The sequence below is a fragment of the Clostridium sp. YIM B02551 genome (assembly GCF_022324735.1).
Lineage (GTDB): Bacteria > Bacillota > Clostridia > Clostridiales > Clostridiaceae > Clostridium_T > Clostridium_T paridis.
Genome location: NZ_JAKGTF010000007.1, coordinates 146,731 through 166,819, shown reverse-complemented (window position 1 = coordinate 166,819; position 20,089 = coordinate 146,731). Strand labels below are relative to the sequence as shown.

Here is a 20,089-nt window from a genome sequence, read left to right as displayed (position 1 = left end):
TCCCCCTACTATAATATTATATGTTTACTTTTCCCACTTCATAATGTATTCAATATATCCCGAGTCTTCATTAACCTGTTCCTTTATTATCTCAAAACCACAACTTTTATAAAAACTTACAGCTTTTACATTATCCGAATATACTCCTAGTTCTAAACTTGAGTATAATCCCTTACAATGATTTATTAGCTTCTTTCCTATTCCACATCCTTGGCAATTTTCCGAAACAAATAATGCCCCTATAAATGCCTTGTCTAGAACACTAATGAAGCCTTTAGTTAGATTATCCTCTTTAAATACAAATGTTGTAGCCGCTGGTATATATCTTTTCTTAACAACCTCATAATTATTAATCCAATATTGTTTAGGTATAAAATTATGTGCTGTAATATTAACTTCTAACCATATATCCATAATTTCATCAACTTCAAAGTTTTCTAATTCTTTGATCATTCTTTATCCCTTTCAATAATTAACCTATTTTAAAAATCTTTTTCGAATAAAAGTAGAGGATAAATAGTAATTAACTATCTATCCTCTATTCATTATACTATATTTATTTTTATTTATCCTTAAGTGGATACTTGATTATAAAACTTACTCCATTGTCTCTATTTACTGCTTTAATCTCACCATTATAGAAATCAATAATCTTTTTAGTTATTGCTAATCCTAATCCAAAATTACCGGTCTTATCTTTATATAAATTTTCAAAGATATGATTTATACTTTTTTCTGGTATGTTAGGTCCATCATTATATATCTCAAGTATTGCTGATTCATTTTCATTTTTGAGCTTTACTTTAATTGTACTTTCTGCATATCTAAGTCCGTTTTCTAATATGTTCTCAATTGCAACTTTTATTTTATCTTTATTTCCGTTTATGCTGATTTTATCTAAATCTAAATCCCACTCTATTTTACTATTAACAACTTCTAATCTACTTATAATATGTATAAGTAATTCATTTAAATTAAACTCAGAATCTTCATTGCCATTTCCTAAAACATAATCTAGAGTATTTAGATATAATAATTGTTTTATCTTCTTCTCTAAGCTTATTGCTTCTTCTTTTATTATCTCTGCTGTTTTCTCAACAGAATCTATATATACCCCGTCAATTATAGCCTCTGCATGACTCATAATTACCATTACTGGGGTTTTTAAATCATGTGAGATACTTTGGAGAAACATTTTTTCTTCTTGATCAGCTATCTTCAGTTCTTTTTGCATCCTATTCATAGCTTCAGCTAATCTTCCTATCTCATCTTCATTTTTAATTTTAATTGGTTCTTTCCAGTCTTTATGTGCAATTCTTACAGTATGATCCTCAAGTTCTTTAAGAGGCTTTGATATATAGTTTGCTACCAACTTAGCTGTTAAGAATCCTATGGCTATAAATACTAGTCCAATTATAATTACTGTATATAAGATGGTGTTGTCTTGTATATTAGGAATAAAGGTAACTAAATATGCTTTACCACCGTCCTGAGATTCCATGGAACTTATGATGAATATAAACTTCATATTCCCATAAGATGCTTTATGTACCTCCTCATAAATGTTATCACCATTTATATAGCTTACCATCCATGCTTTAAGATCCGCTCCATTTATGTTGGGTGGCAAATGACCATTTTCTGCACCAGGCGGCGGATTTCCATCCTTTGCCTTAACCATATTCTGTACTTCAGTAGTATTATTACTTCCTTTTTTTACAATGAAATTCTCACTACCTTTAAGATTTTTAAATTCATCAAACCTATTGGGTGCATTAGAATTGTCTCCTTTTAATACCATATCATGTACAACTTTCAAATCTTGAATCTTTGCATTATCATTATAACTTCTAACTGCAACCAGATATAAGAAAGAAATACTACATATTATTATAAGTATTATAAGAGTAAAAGTAGTCCAGATTCTCATAGTTAATGACTTAAACTTAAAAAACTTCATGATTTATGTACCAACTTATATCCGTAGCCATATAAAGTTTCAATATTCAACTGATCTACCTTTTTACGAAGCCTTCTGATTGTATCATCTACTACTCTATCTGAACCAAAATAATCTTCTCCCCAAACTCTCGTTAGAATCTGTTCCCTAGATATTACATTATTTTTATTTTCAGCTAAATAATTTAATAATTCAAACTCCATCTTAGTCAATTGGATCTCTGTGTCTCCTAAAAATACTGTTCTTTGTTTATTACTAATCCTATATTCACCTATATTAATAGTTTCATTATCTGTATCCTCTTTTTCATTACCATAAAGTCTTTCCATAAGCTTATTTGTTCTAATAATAAGTTCTCTAGGTAAAAAAGGTTTTGATAAATAGTCATCACTTCCTAATTCTAAGCCTACAACTCTATCTAGTTCTTCATTTCTAGCTGACATAAAGATAACAGGCGTGTTTTTATTATTCTCTTTCACAGCTTTAATTATTGAATAGCCATCAACACCAGGGAGCATTATATCTAATATCCAAAGATCCGGTTCATCAGATATTCTTTCTAATGCAGAAAGTCCATCTGAAAAAGTGGTTACATCATAACCCTCTCTTTGAAGATATTTTTCTAATAAAATATTTAAACTCTTTTCATCCTCTACAAGATATACACGTTTTGGCAAATTAATCACCTCAAATTTATTTTAGTTCTCTATTTTCTCTTATTTTAACATATAAATTTGTAAATATTTTAGATTAATTGTGTGATTTTTATGTGTTTCAGCCCCTTTATTAATAAAAAAAAGTGCCTCAAATATATTGAGACACTTTGCAATTCATATATTACTTTTCTTCATTTTGTAGTACGCTATGCTTCCTTCCATATGTGAAGTAAACAATCATACCAATAATAAGCCAAATTATAAATCCAATCCATGTTTTTAAGTGTAATCTTGATAGTAGATATAAACAACAAATTATTGTTATAACTGGAGTAAATGGTACTCCTGGACATCTAAATATTCTTTTAAAGTCAGGCATCTTTTTTCTAAGTGTTATTACTGCTAATGAAACAACTATAAAACTTAATAAAGTACCTATACTTAAAAATTGAACTATCAAATCAAGTGGTAAGAAACCTGCAATAATTGCAGCTACAGTACCAGTTATTATTGTAGATATATATGGAGTCTTATGTGTCTTATGAACTTTTGAGAACATCTTAGGTAAAAGACCATCTCTTGACATAACCATAAATACTCTTACTTGGCCGTATAATACTGCTAATATAGTTGATATCATACCAATTATAGCTCCAGTTCCTACTAATGCTGAACCCCAATTAATCCCTACTCTAGCAAGAGCACCTGGAACTGCATTTTCAGAAATAATTTCTTTAAATGGAACCATTCCTGTTAATACAAAGGCAACTGCAATATATAAAAAGCTTACAACTGCTAAGCACATAATTAAACCTAAAGGAATATCTCTCTTTGGGTTTTCAGCCTCTTCTGCTGCTGTTGATATAGCATCAAAACCTATATAAGAGAAGAATATTGTTGCAGTTCCAGCAAACACTCCTCCCCATCCATATGGTATAAATGGTTTATAGTTAGCTACATTAATATGAGAAGATCCTAAAATAACAAATAAAAGAATTATACATATTTTGATTCCTACCATTATGTTATTTACTCTTGCACTTTCCTTCATTCCATAACATAGCATTATAGTTATAACTGCTATTATAAGAATTGCTGGAAGGTCCACAATACCACCTTTACTTGGAGAAGCTGTTAATGCTGTTGGTAAAGTTATACCAAGGTTGCTTAGTATTCCAAGGAAGGTTCCAGACCAACCTGATGCAACTGCACTACATGCAACTAAATACTCAGCAGTTAAACACCACCCGATTATCATTGCTATTATTTCCCCAAATGTTATATATGCATAAGAATATGTACTTCCTGCAACTGGGAACATTGTTGAAAGTTCTGTATAAGAAAGTCCACATAAACATGCTACAATGGCTGCAATTATGAATGATAATATAACAGCTGGTCCTGCTACATGTGCTCCCTCTCCTGTTGCTACGAATATACCAACTCCTACTACTGCCCCAATACCTAATGCTGCTATATCTCTAGCCTTTAAGTTTTTCTTTAAACCAGTTTTATTAGCCCCTTCAAGTATTTGCTCTAGAGTTTTTTTCTTAAATATGTTCATTACGTCCTCCTCATAGGATCAAGATTGATTAAATTATCAAAAATAAATTAATATATATGAAAATTTATCAGTACGATTCACTATTATATACTAATTTATGATTTTTTCATAGATATTTCCCTATAATTACTCATATTTCTCTTTTATTTGGTTTATTTTTTTCAATTTATTAATTATTTATTTAATTTTTTAGTCAAAATATTAATTTATTAATTGTGAATATACTATTTAAGTAAGTTTTACCTTATGAACCCTTTTATTTATTAAATAAAACATCAATAACATTTAAGCCATCCTCGTTACATTACTTGTAAACAATTCTTAATTAGTAATTAAATTGAAAATGAAATATAATTTAAATATCATATTATGTACGACTATTTTGAAAAATAGGAGGTGTGAATTGAAGAAAATAACATTACTTATTATTTCATCAGTTATATCTTTAGTACTATTGGCTGGTTGCTCATCAACCAAAAATCCTTCAAATATAATTAATGAAAATGGAGCTAATACAGCCACAAAGAGTCAAGACATTAGAGAAACTGCATATAATCAGCTACCTTCCAGGGATAAAGAAAAAATCGACGGAACTTGGGAAGATAGCAGACTAGACAAAATTACTTTAAAAGAAGGAATGGGAATTATTTCAGACAAGTCTTACATTGGAAAAGAAGTATATCTTGTAGACTTCCCAATAAAAACTAAAGCAATACCTAATAATATGATTGTGTATCTAAGTACAGATACTAATAAATTCTTAGGTTATGGATTAGTTGAATAATAAAAAAGTGCGAAGTTTTTTCTCCGCACTTTTTATTTAAAATAAGTTGTTTTTTTATCTATTTTCTATTTCTTTAATTTTCTCTGCAAATTGAGGTAAATGTTTTTTATGAGCAATAAGCATTTCATCTAATAATTCTTTTGCTATTTTTCCACTTGGAACTAATGGATTAATTGTAAATGCATGAAGTGCTTTATTATAGTCTCCTGTTATAGCAGCCTCTATAGTAAGCTCCTCCATAGCCTTCATAATTTGTACCATTCCTCTTGCTCCTGGTTCAAACTTGCCCCAATTTAAAGGAATTGGGCCACTTGCTGTTATTGTACTAGTAACTTCTACTATTGAATCGTATGGAAGATCATCAATAGCTCCATTATTTTTAGTACTTACAACCATATTGGTTTTCTTATCATTATATATTGATGCTATAAGCTCGCACGCTGCATCACTATAATGAGTTCCACCTCTCTTAGTTAATTGTTCTGGTTTATAATCTAGCTTTGGATCTTTATAAAGTTCAAATAATTCAGCTTCAGTCTTTTTAACAACCTCAGCCCTAGTTTCTCCCTTACTGAAATCTTCAAGAGAATGGTTTAACATATCTTCAGAAATATAATAATATCTATGATATGCACATGGTATTATTCCTAAGTCTAAAAGTTGTTCATAATTAAATGGAGTTTTCTTTATATTTTTTACTTCGTCCACTTCTATAGTAGAGTTTGGATCATATACCTTCTGTAATACTTCTTTAGTTCTTTCATTTCCTTCATTATCCCACACTCTATGCCAATGGAAATGATTTAGTCCTGCAAACTTGAATGTTAACTCTTTTTCAGCAGCTCCTAAAACTTGCTCAGCAGTTCTCATTGCGCCTATTGGCACATTACATAGCCCTACAGTTCTGTCCCAACCTCCATGTTTTATAGCTGCTTCTGTAACCATTCCTGATGGGTTTGTAAAATTAACGAGCCAAGCATTAGGGCATAACTCTTTCATATCTTTAATTATATCTAGAATTACAGGAATTGTTCTAAAAGCTTTAAACATTCCTCCTGCTCCATTAGTTTCTTGTCCTAATATTCCATGGCTTAAAGGAATTCTTTCATCCTTGATTCTAGCATCAAGAAGTCCTACTCTAAATTGAGTTGATACAAAATCTGCATCCTTTAAGGCTTCTCTTCTGTCTAAAGTTAAATATACTTTCCAGTCAAGCCCTGCTGCCTTAACCATTCTTTGAGCCATTGCGCCAACAATCTCTAGTTTTTCTCTTCCATCCTCAATATCTACTAGCCAAATTTCTTTTATTGGAAGCTCGTCCTTTCTTTTGATATATCCTTCAATAAGTTCTGGAGTATAACTTGAGCCTCCTCCAATTGTCACTATTTTTAATTCTTTCTTTTTCATACCCTTCACCTCTTCTTCTAATTTGTTTTTATTGCACAAACCAATTATAAACCTTTACATTGTTAAGCAGTTTTCTAAATTTGAAAATTAAAGGCTACCATTTTTGGTAGCCTTTATGAATTAATATTATTTGTTTTCTTCTATCATTTTCATAGCCTTAGCTAAAACCTTAGGACCATTACACATACCATAATCTACAGAATCAATTACATCTACTGGAACTCCAATCTTTGATCCTTTTTCTTTTAGAACTTTTAATTGGAATCTTATTTGTGGTCCAATTAATGCTACATCAGCTTTTGGAAGATTTCTATCTACTGCATCAGTAGATACAGCCCAAATTTCTGCTTCTATTCCTTTTTCCTCTGCTGCTTTTTTCATTTTAGTTACTAATAGACTTGTTGACATACCAGCTGAACAAATTAATAATATATTCATATCAATCACCTCATATTTTTATTTTTATTTATATTCAAAATTAAAATCATCAAATTCAAATTTTCTTTCTTCACTAAGTTTTTTATACCATTCACCGGATTTTTTAATCTTTCTATTTCTGTTATCTTCTAAGTTTATCTCTACTAATCCATATCTATTTTTGAATGCATTTTGTGGAGATACATTATCAGTAAATGCCCAAAGCATATATCCTGTACAGTTTGATCCTTCTTCAATACCTTTTAGAAGCCATCTTAAGTGATCAGAAATAAATTCAATTCTATAATCATCTTGGATTACTCCAGCTTCATTCTTGTATCGATACTCATTTTCTACACCCATTCCATTTTCAGCAATAAACCATTCAATATTTCCATATTCCTCTTTCATTCTAATTGCAAAATCATACATTACCTTAGGATATATCTCCCATCCTCTAAATGGATTCATCTTTCTTCCTTGAAGTTCATGTTTATCAAAGAAATATGATGGATGGAATGGAACATTAGGATTCCATGCTTCATTTCTTGCTTTAACTCTTGTAGGCGCGTATATATTTACTCCTAATACATCAATGGTATTGTTCTTGATTATTTCAAGTTCTTCTTCTGTATACTCAAAGCAACAGTTATGTTCCTTTAATATTGAAATTAACTCTGCTGGAACTTCTCCTTTAATTGAAGGATCTAAGAAAATTCTATTAAAGAATAAATCAAACTTATCAGCAGCTTCTACGTCATGCTTTGCTGAAGATCTAGGATAGCATACATCAGGATTTAAGATAACACCTATCTTTCCTCCATCCTTATTGTATCCACCTTCTTTAAAAACATTAATAACTTTTGCTGTAGCTAGTATTTTATTGTAGTTCCATTGCATAGCAGTTTGAGTATCTTGTTTAAATGGATATCTAATACTATCTAGGAATATTCTTGTTTGAACTACAATTGGTTCGTTAAAAGTAAACCATTTTTTAACCTTATGGCTATATCTCTTAAACACTTCTTCTGCATACTTTACATATAATTCAACAACGTGCTTTGATCCCCAACCACCGTGATTTAAAAATAATTGTGCTGGTAATTCATAATGCTCTAAGCAAATCATAGGTTCAATTCCATTTGCAATTAATTCATCAATTAGATTATCATAATACTCAGCTGCTTCCTCGTTTACCTCAACAGTTTCATAATTAATTATAAACCTAGACCAATCTATAGATGTTCTAAAACTTTGTAAGCCAACCTTTTTCATTAATTGAACATCTTCTTTGTATCTATTATAAAAATCTGTTGCGATTGTTGGACCATATCCATCATGCCATAACTCAGGTGTTGATTTATACCAAAGATCCATGTATGAATCTTGTCCATCTTTTTTTCCTGACCAGCCTTCTGTTTGCCAAGCTGATACTGCAGCTCCTACAAAGAAATCCTTTGGCAATTCATATACTTTTTTATTACTCATATTCTTCCTCCTTATAAATTACTATTTCTGCTTCTTTATTGCTTCCCATATTCCTGTCAAATACATTGCTCCTAAAGCTCTGTCATATAGTCCATATCCTGCCTTGCCTGTTTCGCCCCATATCATCCTTCCGTGGTCTGGTCTAATATATCCAGTAAAACCTCCTTCATAAAGAGCTTTTAATATTTCTGTCATATCCAGTGACCCACATTTTGATAAATGAGCTGATTCTTCGAAACTTCCATCTTCTAATAGTTTAACATTTCTAGCATGTACAAAATGTACTTTTCCTAACGGTGTAAACTTCTCGATTATTTTAACTACATTATTATCTTTTGATGCTCCAAGGGATCCTGTGCATATGGTTAATCCATTACTAGGACTATCATATATCTTCACAAGTCTCTCTAGTGCTTTTTCGCCAGTTATTATCCTAGGTAATCCAAATATTGGCCAAGGTGGGTCATCTGGATGTATTGCCATCTTTATATCATTTTGTTCTGCAACTGGTACAATTTGTTTTAAAAAATACTCAAGATTTTCCCATAACTTTTCTTCTGTAATATTTGAATACTTCTCAAACAAGTCTTGTAATTCATCCAGTTTATATGAGGAATCCCACCCTGGTAGTGATAAGCTCCCATCTAAAGGGTTCATATCTTTAATTTGCTCTTTATAGTAAACAAGGGTTGTAGATTCATCATCCAAAACTTTATCTAATTGACTTCTAGTCCAATCAAACACCGGCATAAAATTATAGCAAATAACTTTAATACCCATTTTAGATAGATTCCTTATTGTTTCCTTATAGTTCTCTATATACGTATCTCTAGTTGGCAATCCTAATTTAATATCCTCATGAACTGGCACACTTTCTATTACTTCAAAACCCAAGCCTTTACTTTCTACTCTTTTCTTAAGCTCTTCAATTTTATTGAGTGGCCACGTTTCTCCTACCTGTACGTTATATAGTGCACTCACAATTCCAGAGATACAAGGAACTTGTTTGATGTACTTTAGGGTTACAGGATCCTCTTCACCGTACCATCTAAATACCATCTTCATCTTACTCACCTCTTCTACTATATACACTTTCTACTTATATCTTTACTTCTTATACTGCTTCAGCTTCATCTATCATATTTTCTTCATGAACCTTTTGTCTATCCCAAACTTTTACGAATGGTAGGTATATTACTACTGATAATGCTATTGCTAATAATTGAAGAATTATTGCTCTCCAGTCACCATTTGTTGCTAGGAATCCAGATATTGGTGCTGGAATTGTCCAAGGAATAGCTATACCTGCTGGTCTGCTTACAAGGTTTAATGCCATTGCTACATATGTTAATATTGCAATTGAAAGGTTTGATAATATAAATGGAATCATCATAATTGGGTTCATTACTATTGGAACACCAAATATTATTGGTTCTGATATATTAAATATTGCTGGTGCAAGTGCTAATTTACTTAATGTTTTTAATTGCTTAGATCTTCCAACTATTAGTATCGCTATAACCAAACCTATAGCTGCTCCACATCCACCTATATTAACAAAGTTATCATAGAATTGCTTTGTAATAATGTTTGGAAGATGTTGTCCTGCTTCTAATGCTGCTCTGTTTTGATCCATTGCTGGTAATAAAACTGAATCCATAACTCCGAAAACAACACGAGTACCATGTATACCTAATGACCAGAAGAACATATATAAGAATACTGTAACTATCATTCCTCCGAAGGATAATCCAACTTTTGATAATGGAGCTCCAACGAATTGAGTTATAAATGAGAATACTGTTGTGAACTTAGTAGCTTCAAATCCTAAACGAATTAAGAAGAATAATGTTATTATTATTAATCCTGGTGTAATTGCTGCAAAAGATTTTGCTACTGCTGGTGGAACTGATTCTGGCATTTTAACTACCCAGTTCTTTTTAATTACAAATACAAATATTTCTGTGGCTATAATAGCTGTGAATATTGCAACTAGTAAGCCGCCGGCTCCCATGTTAGCTGTTTGCCATGTTTTACCTAAGTTTAAAGCTGTACCATCACTTAATTTTGCATTAATATTTTGTACTGGAATTAGTAATAAAAATGCTGCAAGTGAAACTGCACCAGCTGAAAGACCATCTACATCCTGATCTTTTGCTATCTGATAAGATACAGAGAATACAGCAAGCATACCAACTATATCGAAAGTTACACGTGTAGGATATAGTAACTTAGCAGTAAACCCACTTCCGAAAATACCGTTAATAAAATCATTGAATGCAGGTACTGGTACGTTACCTAAAATCATGAATATTGATCCTATGATGATAAGCGGCATCGTTATTGCCAAACCATCACGCAATGCTCTAATATGTCTTTGGTTAGCTATTACAGCTGCTACTGGCATTACTTTCTCTTCTAAAAAGTTAATAAATTTATTTCCCATTAATATTTCCCTCCTAATATTTCACTTATTAATAAATCGTTCCGCCTTCAATTCCTGAAGTGGCATTTGATGTATATAAGCCTAAAACTCCATCTTTAAATTTTTGTTCATGTTTTCTTAAGTTTTTCATTCTGTCATTAAATATTTCTACTACCTCTTCTTTAGATAGTATCTTCCCTTTAATACCAACAACATTTATTTTTCTTTCATCTATATTTATATCGACTATATCTCCATCTTCAACTACTGCTATTGGACCTCTGCTTGCTGCTTCTGGAGACACATGCCCTATTGCTGGCCCTCTTGTTGCCCCTGAAAATCTTCCATCAGTTATGAGAGCAACTGTTGAATTAAGCTTTTCGTCAGAGGCGATTGCTTCTGTTGTATAAAACATTTCTGGCATACCACTTCCACGAGGTCCTTCATATCTAATGAATACTGCATCTCCTGGCTTAATACGTTTTTCTATTACAGCATTAAATGCATCTTCTTCACTATCAAATACTCTAGCAGTTAATTGTACTTTCCACATAGTCTTTGGTAATGCTGAATGTTTTATTACACAACCTTCTGGTGCTATATTTCCCCTTAACACTGACACAGAGCCACTTTCATTAATTGGTGTGTCTACGTTTAAGATAACTTCATCTTCTTTAACGTTCTTGTTCATTGAAGTAAATACTTGATAACTTTGTTCTGCATTAAATTCCTCTAGATTTTCACCTAAGGTTTTTCCTGTAACCGTTATAACATCAAGGTTTAGATGTTTCTTTATCTTGTTCATAATGGCAGGTATTCCTCCACTATGATAAATATAATCTGCTGGCCAGTGTCCACTTGGTCTTACATTAAGTAAATAAGGTACTTCTCTGTGTATTCTATCAAAATCATCTGCTGTTATTTCAATGCCTAATTGCTTTGCAATCGCTGGAATATGAAGCATCGCATTGGTTGATCCTCCAATTGCGGCATGAACAACTATTGCATTCTCAAAAGCCTCTTTTGTTAATATTTCCTTTGAGGTTATTCCTTTATCAATTAATGTCATCAATGCTTCTGAGGATTTTGCTGCATACTCTTCAATAACCTTTGATCTTGATGGAAGTAATGCTGACCCAGGTAATGCAAGACCTAATGCTTCAGTCAACGTTTGCATTGTAGCTGCTGTTCCCATAAATGAACATGCTCCACAACCCGGACATGCATTTTCCTTATAAAAGTTATATTTTTCTTCAGTAATTTCTCCTCTTTTAAACATTGCACTGTAGGTTCCAATTTGATTTAGAGTTAGAAGTTCTGGCCCTGATCCCATTATTCCGCCTGGCATTACTATCGCTGGAATTTTAAGTCTTGCGATTGCAACTAAATGTGCAGGTAGACCTTTGTCACAACTTGATATGAATAATCCACCATCAAAAGGAGTTGCTTTATAATGTATCTCAATTAAATTAGCTATTATTTCTCTAGACACTAACGAATAATTCATTCCATCATGCCCTTGAGCCTGACCATCGCATATATCTGTTCCATAATAATCATATGGTTCAACATCTAATCTAGTAAAATTGCTTTTTGCTACTTCAACTAATTTATTAAGGTGTACGCTTCCTGGATGACTTTTCCCGAAGGTACTTTCTATTAGCACTTGAGGTTTAGAAAGATCTTTTTTATTTATCCCCATTCCAATTCTTAATGAATCCATTTCTGGAGCTATTGATCTAACTTCTTGTGAATTCAACATTACCTAATCACCTCTATCTATTAATCGCTATCTTCATATTGCCTATCTCTTTTATGCTATTTTCCGAAACAATCATGTGATCTCCCTTGATAGTACATTTAAGTGTTGCACTTGCTACCCCGAAATCTATTGTTTCTTTAAGTGAGTAATTATTTATTAATCCATAAATTATTCCTGATACAAATGCATCTCCACTTCCAACTCTCTCTATCATGTTAGTTTTAAGTGTTTTTGATTCATAAAGTTTATCGGAATATGCATAAGCTTTATATGAATTGCTATTTTCCGAGTTATTTTTTCTTTCTGTATGGAAAATACATTTGAATTTATATCTGTCTTTTAATAATTTCATTCTATCTTCGATATCTTGTGCACTTGCTTCATCTCTATTAAATAAATCATAATCATCATCTGATCCCTTTATTGGTTCTATTCCAAAACAAATATCTACATATGGAGCTATTTCACTTAAGAAATCCTTTGCTTCTTTAATTCCCCACATTTTGGACCTATAATTTAAATCCATAGAGATAGTAATCTTATTATCTTTTGCCTTAAGTACTAATTTCTTTAGTATTTCTCTTACGCCTTCACTTACTGCTGCAGTTATTCCGCTGAAATGAAACCAGGTAATATCTTTTAGGACTTCTTGAGGATCTATTTCTTCTACTGTAAGCTTTGAGAAGGCTGAGTTTTTTCTGTCATATATAACAGAATCCCCTCTTACCCCTGTGCCTCTTTCTGTAAAGTAGAAGCCCATCTTTTCTCCACTTCGTAGTATATATTTAGTATTAACACCTAATCCTTTAAAATGTCTAACTATATCATCACACATATTGTTCTTTGGAATAGCTGATAATATTGATGTTTCAACTCCAAGTCCTGAAAGTGTTGCTGCTATGTTTGCTTCAGAACCTCCATAAAAGTATTCCACTAGATTTCCATTTGAATATATATTGTTATCTTTATTGGTATATCTTATTAATACCTCTCCGAAAGCTAAGAATCTCTCCATTTCTTCACCTCATTTAAAACACATTGATTAATTATTTAATCTTGTTACAGAAAGCTTTTGCTTTGTTTACTATGTTGTGGTATTCGAGATTCGTATTTTCAGTTAAAACACTTCCTATACCCAAGGCATCTGTTCCAGCCTTTATCCACTCTTCCATATTTTCTAAGTTTACTCCACCTGTAACCATGTATTTAATATTTGGAATAGGAGTTTTAATTGCTTTTATAAATTTGGGTCCTACCAAATCTCCTGGAAATATTTTAACCATGCTGCACTTATATTTTTGTGCTTTAATTATTTCACTAGGAGTTATACACCCTGGAATATATAATACCTTTTTATTATTACAGTATTCTGCTATTTCTTCATCGAAGTTTGGACCTACTATAAATGTTGCTCCGCTTTCTATTGCTTCTTTTGCTATCTTAATATTAGTCACAGTTCCTGCCCCGACACATAAATCCTCATCATTAATAAAATGTTTAATAAGTTCGGATGCGTCTTTATTGGTATAAGTAATTTCAATTGATGTTATTCCTGCGTCCTTTGAGGCTGTGATAATATTTTTTCCTTCTTCTAAATTTTCACCTCTAACAACAGCTACAAGTTTTTTATTTAGAATTGAATTTAAAACTTCTTCTTGGGTTTTCACATACTCACCTCCTTTATGATGTGTGTTGTTTATTTCAAAGACTGTGTTATTATGCTAACACACATTTATTTTTTCTTTTAGTTCTAACACAACTTCATACACATCAATAATCTCTTGAGCTAAGTCTCTTACTGTCATTGCATTCATAAAGTGATCTTGTGCATGTACCATAAGAAGAGTAACTTCTTTAGAATTTCCTGCTGCCTCATCCTGTATTAGGCTTGTTTGAATATTGTGTGCTTTCTCTAACGCCTCACCACAACTCTCCAAATGTTTTTTTGCTTCATCCATTTGTCCTTCTTTTGCTGCTCTTATGGCACTCATTGCATAGCTTTTTGCATCTCCGCCACTAACTATAATTTGAAATACTATATCTTGATAGTCCATTTGCTTCACCCTTCCCTAAAACAATCTGTTTCGTGTTATTTGTTTTCTCGATATTAATATAAGCAACTATCGTGCCAACACACATTTATTTATAAAAAAAATTCCTATTTGATTAATTCAAATAGGAATTTTATTTCTATAGTTCATAGAAGAAACTCATTATACGGCATATATCATCATCTGAGATTTTAATAGAATACTTTGTGTTAAGCATTGCACTGTTACTTTTAATAGTCCTAAATACATCTTCTTTCCCTTTAATATATTTTTCTTTCTCCTTAAAAGGCTCAATTGCTCCACCTTCTTTTAATCTATCTATCATGCATGCCACATGAAAAGTTTCCCCAATCAATATGTTAGTTGATATTTTTAGGTTTAAGGATTCAATAATTGTGTTATTAAAATTCTTTATGCTTTCCAGCACTTCTATCCCTCTAACATTCTTTAATTGTTTCTCCAAAGTTTGACCCATTTTTATATAGGTGGTCTCTACATCAATTTCTCTCTGAATAATTTCAGTGTCTTCGAGCTTCAACACACTTTCTAAACCGAACTGCATTATTTCAGTATTAATTTTAAATGGGCTTATAATACAAATTATCTTATATTCTTTTGAAAGTTCCTTAACCTTCCTTTCAATTTCTTTATTGTTGCTATACATTATAGGTAATATCTCTACTAACTTCTTATCAAAATGCAAATTCTCTGATAATATATTTTTAATTGTGACAGCTCCACCTTCTCCAGTTGTGCAAACTGTAATGATAGCAAGCCTTTCATTCTTATTGCCTATATCTTTTAACTTAACTGGCTCATCCTCTAATAATGTATTAACTTTCAAGGTTTCCTCATATACTTCCTCAAGTGAATATCCAAGCATAGCTCTTCTTGTAGCCTCAATTACGTGTAATGTACTTACAAGTGGAAGCGTCTTAGTTCTTATTCCAAGCTCCTCCTGTAATTCACCTCCAAAAGTTGTTAGTGAACCCATATCCACTAAAAATAGAATATCCGATTCAATTTTAGATTGAATAATAAAGGTTTTAAGCCTATTAATAACTTTTTGAGGCTTTTCTTCTATAGGTGCATTTATTCCAATTGCATAATTTGCTCCCAGAAGCTTATTAGTAGCATCTGCCATAGATGTTGCAGTCGATGCTCCATGAGCTACAACTATTACTTTTACCTCATTATCTTGCTTTTCAACATTTCTATCATCATAAACTAAAAACATAGCTAAGAATGCAGCTTCATCTATAGGCATAGATATATCCATTACTCTGTCAATTAGCTTCAAACAATTTAATGCTATATTGAATTCCTTTTTATATTCTGTTCTTACTGTGTTTAGTTGAGGATTTACAATTTTTTGATTTTTTCTAATTCTCTCAATAGAATTTGCAATATGAACTGCCATTCCATAATAGATTTTTTCGCTTAAGGTTCTATTTAAACCCTCTTCACAATATGACACGATTTGTTGAACTATATTAATTACTTCTTTATCAATAACACTCTCAAGATTTGATATATCCCTTTTCTTATTAACACTATAAATATAGTTATTGAAGTACTCTTCTATATCTCTTCCCATCTCTTTTTCAAGTTCTTCGCTGTCTACTCCTCTGCTCTTTAGTTCATGAACTCTTAAGTCAATCATATCGTATATACTTACTTCACCTTGCTCCTCTTGGAAAAGCACCTGCTCACTATCATTATCAAATATACAATATCTATTATTAATACCTATTAACTTATTCCAAAGTTGTCTATGCTCAACTGCAGAATACAAACCTTGCCTTATATATACAGGAAGTTCCATAGTATTTATCTTCATTTCTTTTTTCTTTCTAGAAACATAATCAGCATATGCTTTTGCACAAGCTAACTGCACATCTGTTTTAAGTTGACCTATGTTGTTAGGACAATTATAGCTAGATAGTGCTTTCATAGAATTTACTGATACCATTATGGTTTTATCAAGTCTAAAGGATTCTTCTCTAAGAAACTCACAGATTAAATTAAATCTTTCCTCAAGACTTCTCTCATTTAAACTAGGAATTCTTATAATCATTGGTATTCTTCTAGTAAAGGTCTTAAGTAAAGTTGATTCCGGATTCTCAGTTGTAGCTGAAATTATTAAAACATTAGCGCTTCTTTCAGTTTCTGTTTCACCTAGTCTTCTAAATGTTCCTTTATCCATAAAAGTAAAGAACATCTCCTGTCCTTCTGGTGGAAGTCTGTGTACTTCATCTAGAAATAATATTCCGCCATTAGCCTTTTCAATTAACCCTACTCTATCTGAGTCTGCTCCAGTATATGCTCCCTTTTTACTTCCAAATATTTGTCCTATAAGAAGTTGAGGGTTATTAGCATAATCTGCGCAGTTAAAGGTTATAAACGGAGAATCCTTGCCCATGCTTTCCATTTCCATTGCATACTTATGAATAAGTCCTGCAAACATGGATTTACCTACACCAGTCTCTCCTAAAATTAAAATATTCATTCCTTTAGGCGGATATAGAATCGCTGCCTTTGCTTGTTCAACCGCTGAAAAAAGGCTACCATTTTTGCTTGCAAACTTATCAAGACTACTCTCTTCTTCATTTGCTTCCTGAGGTGTAAAAAGTACTGGCTTTCCTTTAATTTTTATTATTTTACCTTCTTCGCTTAATTTATTTAAATCACTACTTACATTGGCCCTATCAAGTCCTAGTGCAGAGGATATATCACTTGCACTAACGCCTTCCCCATTATATAGTTCTATTAACTTTTCATAAATCAAATCTATTCTTCTCAACTTTTCATCACCTCTATAAATGTTAACCTTATCATAGACCTATTATATATTGTTAAATAACTTAAATCAAATTAAATGATTTATAATTTGAAAAACTTTAAATTAATTAGAAAACAGTAAGATTATCTATTCTAGTTTAGGTTATTTTACCCATATATAGTATTTATAATATTGCATACCACAATATATTGTGTTTAGAATATACTTATAGGCTTATTGTTTTTAAAGGAGAGATTAAAATGAATCACTTATACAATCTTATATCACGTTATTTTACTAAAGATTTAGAGGGGACTAACAAAACAGTATATGATTTATTCAATTGGAAAACTGTAAAAGTTGAAATATTGGATTACAAAACAAATAAATTAATTTTTTCTCGAGATAACTTAGAGTTTCCTGATTTCTATTCTCAAAATGCCTGCAACATCATAGCTAGTAAGTACTTTAGACAAAGTGGTGTTCCTAATGGCAATGGACACGAAAGAAGTATGAAAGAAATAACCCATAGATTAGTTAATTTTTGGACTACATATGCTTTAGAACAAGGTTTAATAACTAAAGATAATTCTCAAATATTTTATGATGAACTAGCTTATGGAATACTAAGCCAAAGGTGGGCTCCTAATTCTCCTCAGTGGTTTAATACTGGGTTAAAGCTATCTTACGGAATAGATAAAGCTTCAGAAGGACACTTTTATTATGATGAAAAGCTAGACAAAGTAATGCCATCTACCGATGCCTTTACAAGAACTCAAGGATCTGCTTGCTTTATTAATGGTATAGATGATACATTATTAGGACCTCGCTCTATAACTGATTTAATTACTACTGAAACTAGACTCTTTAAGCAAGGTTCTGGTACAGGTACTAATTTTTCAAACATCAGAGCAATAGATGAACCTCTATCAGGAGGTGGAAAATCTTCTGGATTAATGTCATTCCTAAAAGTTCTTGATAGAAATGCAGGAGCTATAAAATCTGGCGGAACCACAAGGCGTGCTGCCAAAATGGTATGCTTAGATTACGACCATCCTGAAATAATGGAGTTTATAACTTGGAAAGCTAGAGAAGAACAAAAAGTAAGAGATTTAGGCAAAATGGGATATGATATTAGTTTTGAAGGGGAAGCTTATGAAACTGTTTCTGGCCAAAATGCAAATAACTCAGTAAGGTTTTCTGACGAATTCATGAGAAAAGTTATTTCTAGAAATGATGATACTATTTACCTTAAAGGAAGAAAAAGTGAGAGTGTAAATAAAGAAGTTTCCGTAAGTAAGCTATGGAATACCTTTAATGAAAGTTCTTGGAATTGTGCTGATCCGGCTCCTCAATTTGATGATATTATAAACGCATGGCACACTTGTCCAGCTGGAGAAGATGGGTTATATGGTGAAAAACACAACAGAATAAATGCCTCAAACCCATGCTCAGAGTATCACTTTCTTGATGATACAGCATGTAACTTAGCAAGTATAAATATACGAAAATTCTATGATGAACACACAAAGACTTTTGATTTAGAAGGATTAACACACTTAACAGCTTTAATTCAAATTGTACTAGATACCACCATATATCAAGGTCAATTCCCAACTGCTGAAATTGCTAGAAAATCCTTTATGTTTAGAACCACAGGACTTGGTATTGCAAACACAGGCTCTACCCTTATGGCAATGGCCATTCCTTATGATAGTGAAGAAGGAAGAAATGTATCCGCTGCTATAATGGGGATAGTAACCGGATATTCATATTATGTTTCTTCTCTTATGGCAGAAAAGGCTGGAGCTTTTCCAAAGTTTAAAATAAATAAAGAATATATGTTAAGAGTTATAAGAAATCATTCTAGAGCAGCAGGTGCTATGCTGGATGACTTTGAAGGATTAGATTATTCACCTATAAAAGTAGATCATGACCTTCTAGATAAACTTTCCTTAACAGATTTATCAAAGACCTTAAAAGATTCTTGGGAACTTGCCTACTCCCATGGAAAAGAAGTTGGGTATAGAAATGCTCAAGTAACTGTAATAGCGCCTACCGGAACAATTGCACTAGCAATGGATTGTGATACTACCTCTATTGAACCGTTCTTCTCTCATATAGTATGGAAGAATTTAAGTGGTGGAGGCTATATGAAGTTAGTCAACACTACTATAAAGACTGCTTTAGATACTTTGGAATACAATAAAGAAGAGATAGCTGCTATTATCTCCTATATAGATGGTAATGGCAGAATTGAAGATGCTCCATTCTTAAAGGAAGCTCATTATCCTATATTTGATACAGCCAACAAATCTCATGGGGGGCACAGATTTATTTCTCCATTAGGCCATGTTAAGATGGTTGCTGCTTTAACTCCATTTGTTTCTGGAGCTATTTCTAAGACTGTAAACTTGCCAAATGATGCTACCGTAGAAGATTTTAAAGCTGTTCACGAAGAATCTTGGAAGTTAGGAGTAAAATGTATTGCCCTATATAGAGATGGTTCAAAGGTATCTCAACCTTTAAATGTTTCTTTGGATTCTGGAGAGAAGAAACTTGAATCCATGACTTATCAGGAATTAATTGATTATGCAAAATCCTTAGAAAATAAACTGAAAAATATTCCTGCAGAAGCTGCTATTTCTGAAGAAGTCATTCCAGAGGGACACCATAAAGTTAAATGTGGTAATTGTGGAAGTGAGCAAATAGTTCCTAATGGAACCTGCTCCTTATGCTTGACTTGTGGATCTACTAGCGGATGTAGCTAATTATTAAGAAAGAAGAAGTCAC

At 32.0% G+C, this 20,089-nt stretch carries 16 protein-coding genes; 2 read left to right on the top strand and 14 right to left on the bottom strand.

Going from position 1 to position 20,089, the window contains the following annotated elements; genetic code table 11:
- Positions 1 to 24: 24 nt before the first annotated feature.
- The 4 genes from L1S47_RS10230 to L1S47_RS10215 form a co-directional block, all read right to left on the bottom strand.
- Positions 25 to 453: an N-acetyltransferase gene (locus L1S47_RS10230; protein ID WP_238883478.1), complete on the bottom strand. Its 429-nt coding sequence runs from the start codon at positions 451 to 453 to the stop codon at positions 25 to 27.
- Between the two features lie 109 nt (positions 454 to 562).
- Positions 563 to 1,960: a cell wall metabolism sensor histidine kinase WalK gene (locus tag L1S47_RS10225; protein WP_238883477.1), complete on the bottom strand. Its 1,398-nt coding sequence runs from the start codon at positions 1,958 to 1,960 to the stop codon at positions 563 to 565.
- Positions 1,957 to 2,637 (bottom strand): response regulator transcription factor, encoded by a 681-nt coding sequence (locus tag L1S47_RS10220; protein ID WP_238883476.1) that lies wholly within the window; start codon positions 2,635 to 2,637, stop codon positions 1,957 to 1,959. The genes L1S47_RS10225 and L1S47_RS10220 overlap by 4 nt, the downstream gene beginning before the upstream one ends.
- A gap of 160 nt (positions 2,638 to 2,797) precedes the next feature.
- Positions 2,798 to 4,180, bottom strand: a complete 1,383-nt coding sequence (locus L1S47_RS10215) for an amino acid permease (RefSeq protein ID WP_238883475.1) — start codon at positions 4,178 to 4,180, stop codon at positions 2,798 to 2,800.
- Between the two features lie 403 nt (positions 4,181 to 4,583).
- On the opposite strand from L1S47_RS10215, the gene L1S47_RS10210 reads away from it, so the two are divergent.
- Positions 4,584 to 4,964: a hypothetical protein gene (locus L1S47_RS10210; protein WP_238883474.1), complete on the top strand. Its 381-nt coding sequence runs from the start codon at positions 4,584 to 4,586 to the stop codon at positions 4,962 to 4,964.
- A gap of 54 nt (positions 4,965 to 5,018) precedes the next feature.
- On the opposite strand, the gene L1S47_RS10205 is transcribed toward L1S47_RS10210, so the two are convergent.
- The 10 genes from L1S47_RS10205 to L1S47_RS10160 form a co-directional block, all read right to left on the bottom strand.
- Positions 5,019 to 6,371: a 6-phospho-beta-glucosidase gene (locus tag L1S47_RS10205; RefSeq protein ID WP_238883473.1), complete on the bottom strand. Its 1,353-nt coding sequence runs from the start codon at positions 6,369 to 6,371 to the stop codon at positions 5,019 to 5,021.
- Positions 6,372 to 6,497: 126 nt separating this feature from the next.
- Positions 6,498 to 6,809 (bottom strand): PTS sugar transporter subunit IIB, encoded by a 312-nt coding sequence (locus L1S47_RS10200; RefSeq protein WP_202769177.1) that lies wholly within the window; start codon positions 6,807 to 6,809, stop codon positions 6,498 to 6,500.
- A gap of 24 nt (positions 6,810 to 6,833) precedes the next feature.
- The gene (locus L1S47_RS10195; protein ID WP_238883472.1) at positions 6,834 to 8,276 is read right to left on the bottom strand and encodes a glycoside hydrolase family 1 protein; all 1,443 of its coding nucleotides are present in this window, start codon (positions 8,274 to 8,276) and stop codon (positions 6,834 to 6,836) included.
- A 21-nt stretch (positions 8,277 to 8,297) separates the two neighbouring features.
- A complete protein-coding gene (gene uxuA, locus L1S47_RS10190) occupies positions 8,298 to 9,341 on the bottom strand; it encodes a mannonate dehydratase (protein WP_238883471.1) in 1,044 nt (347 codons plus the stop codon).
- A gap of 49 nt (positions 9,342 to 9,390) precedes the next feature.
- Complete coding sequence (gene celB, locus L1S47_RS10185; protein ID WP_238883470.1) at positions 9,391 to 10,722, bottom strand: PTS cellobiose transporter subunit IIC; 1,332 nt, start codon at positions 10,720 to 10,722, stop codon at positions 9,391 to 9,393.
- 28 nt (positions 10,723 to 10,750) lie between these two features.
- Positions 10,751 to 12,463, bottom strand: coding sequence for a dihydroxy-acid dehydratase (ilvD, locus tag L1S47_RS10180; RefSeq protein ID WP_238883469.1), 1,713 nt, complete (start codon positions 12,461 to 12,463; stop codon positions 10,751 to 10,753).
- A gap of 13 nt (positions 12,464 to 12,476) precedes the next feature.
- Complete coding sequence (locus tag L1S47_RS10175) at positions 12,477 to 13,478, bottom strand: sugar kinase (protein ID WP_238883468.1); 1,002 nt, start codon at positions 13,476 to 13,478, stop codon at positions 12,477 to 12,479.
- A gap of 31 nt (positions 13,479 to 13,509) precedes the next feature.
- The gene (eda, locus tag L1S47_RS10170; protein WP_238883467.1) at positions 13,510 to 14,130 is read right to left on the bottom strand and encodes a bifunctional 4-hydroxy-2-oxoglutarate aldolase/2-dehydro-3-deoxy-phosphogluconate aldolase; all 621 of its coding nucleotides are present in this window, start codon (positions 14,128 to 14,130) and stop codon (positions 13,510 to 13,512) included.
- 54 nt (positions 14,131 to 14,184) lie between these two features.
- The gene (locus L1S47_RS10165) at positions 14,185 to 14,517 is read right to left on the bottom strand and encodes a PTS lactose/cellobiose transporter subunit IIA (protein ID WP_238883466.1); all 333 of its coding nucleotides are present in this window, start codon (positions 14,515 to 14,517) and stop codon (positions 14,185 to 14,187) included.
- Between the two features lie 136 nt (positions 14,518 to 14,653).
- Positions 14,654 to 17,317, bottom strand: a complete 2,664-nt coding sequence (locus tag L1S47_RS10160) for a sigma 54-interacting transcriptional regulator (RefSeq protein WP_238883465.1) — start codon at positions 17,315 to 17,317, stop codon at positions 14,654 to 14,656.
- Positions 17,318 to 17,556: 239 nt separating this feature from the next.
- Between L1S47_RS10160 and L1S47_RS10155 the strand changes: the two genes are divergently transcribed.
- Positions 17,557 to 20,067, top strand: a complete 2,511-nt coding sequence (locus L1S47_RS10155; RefSeq protein WP_238883464.1) for a vitamin B12-dependent ribonucleotide reductase — start codon at positions 17,557 to 17,559, stop codon at positions 20,065 to 20,067.
- Positions 20,068 to 20,089: the final 22 nt, after the last annotated feature.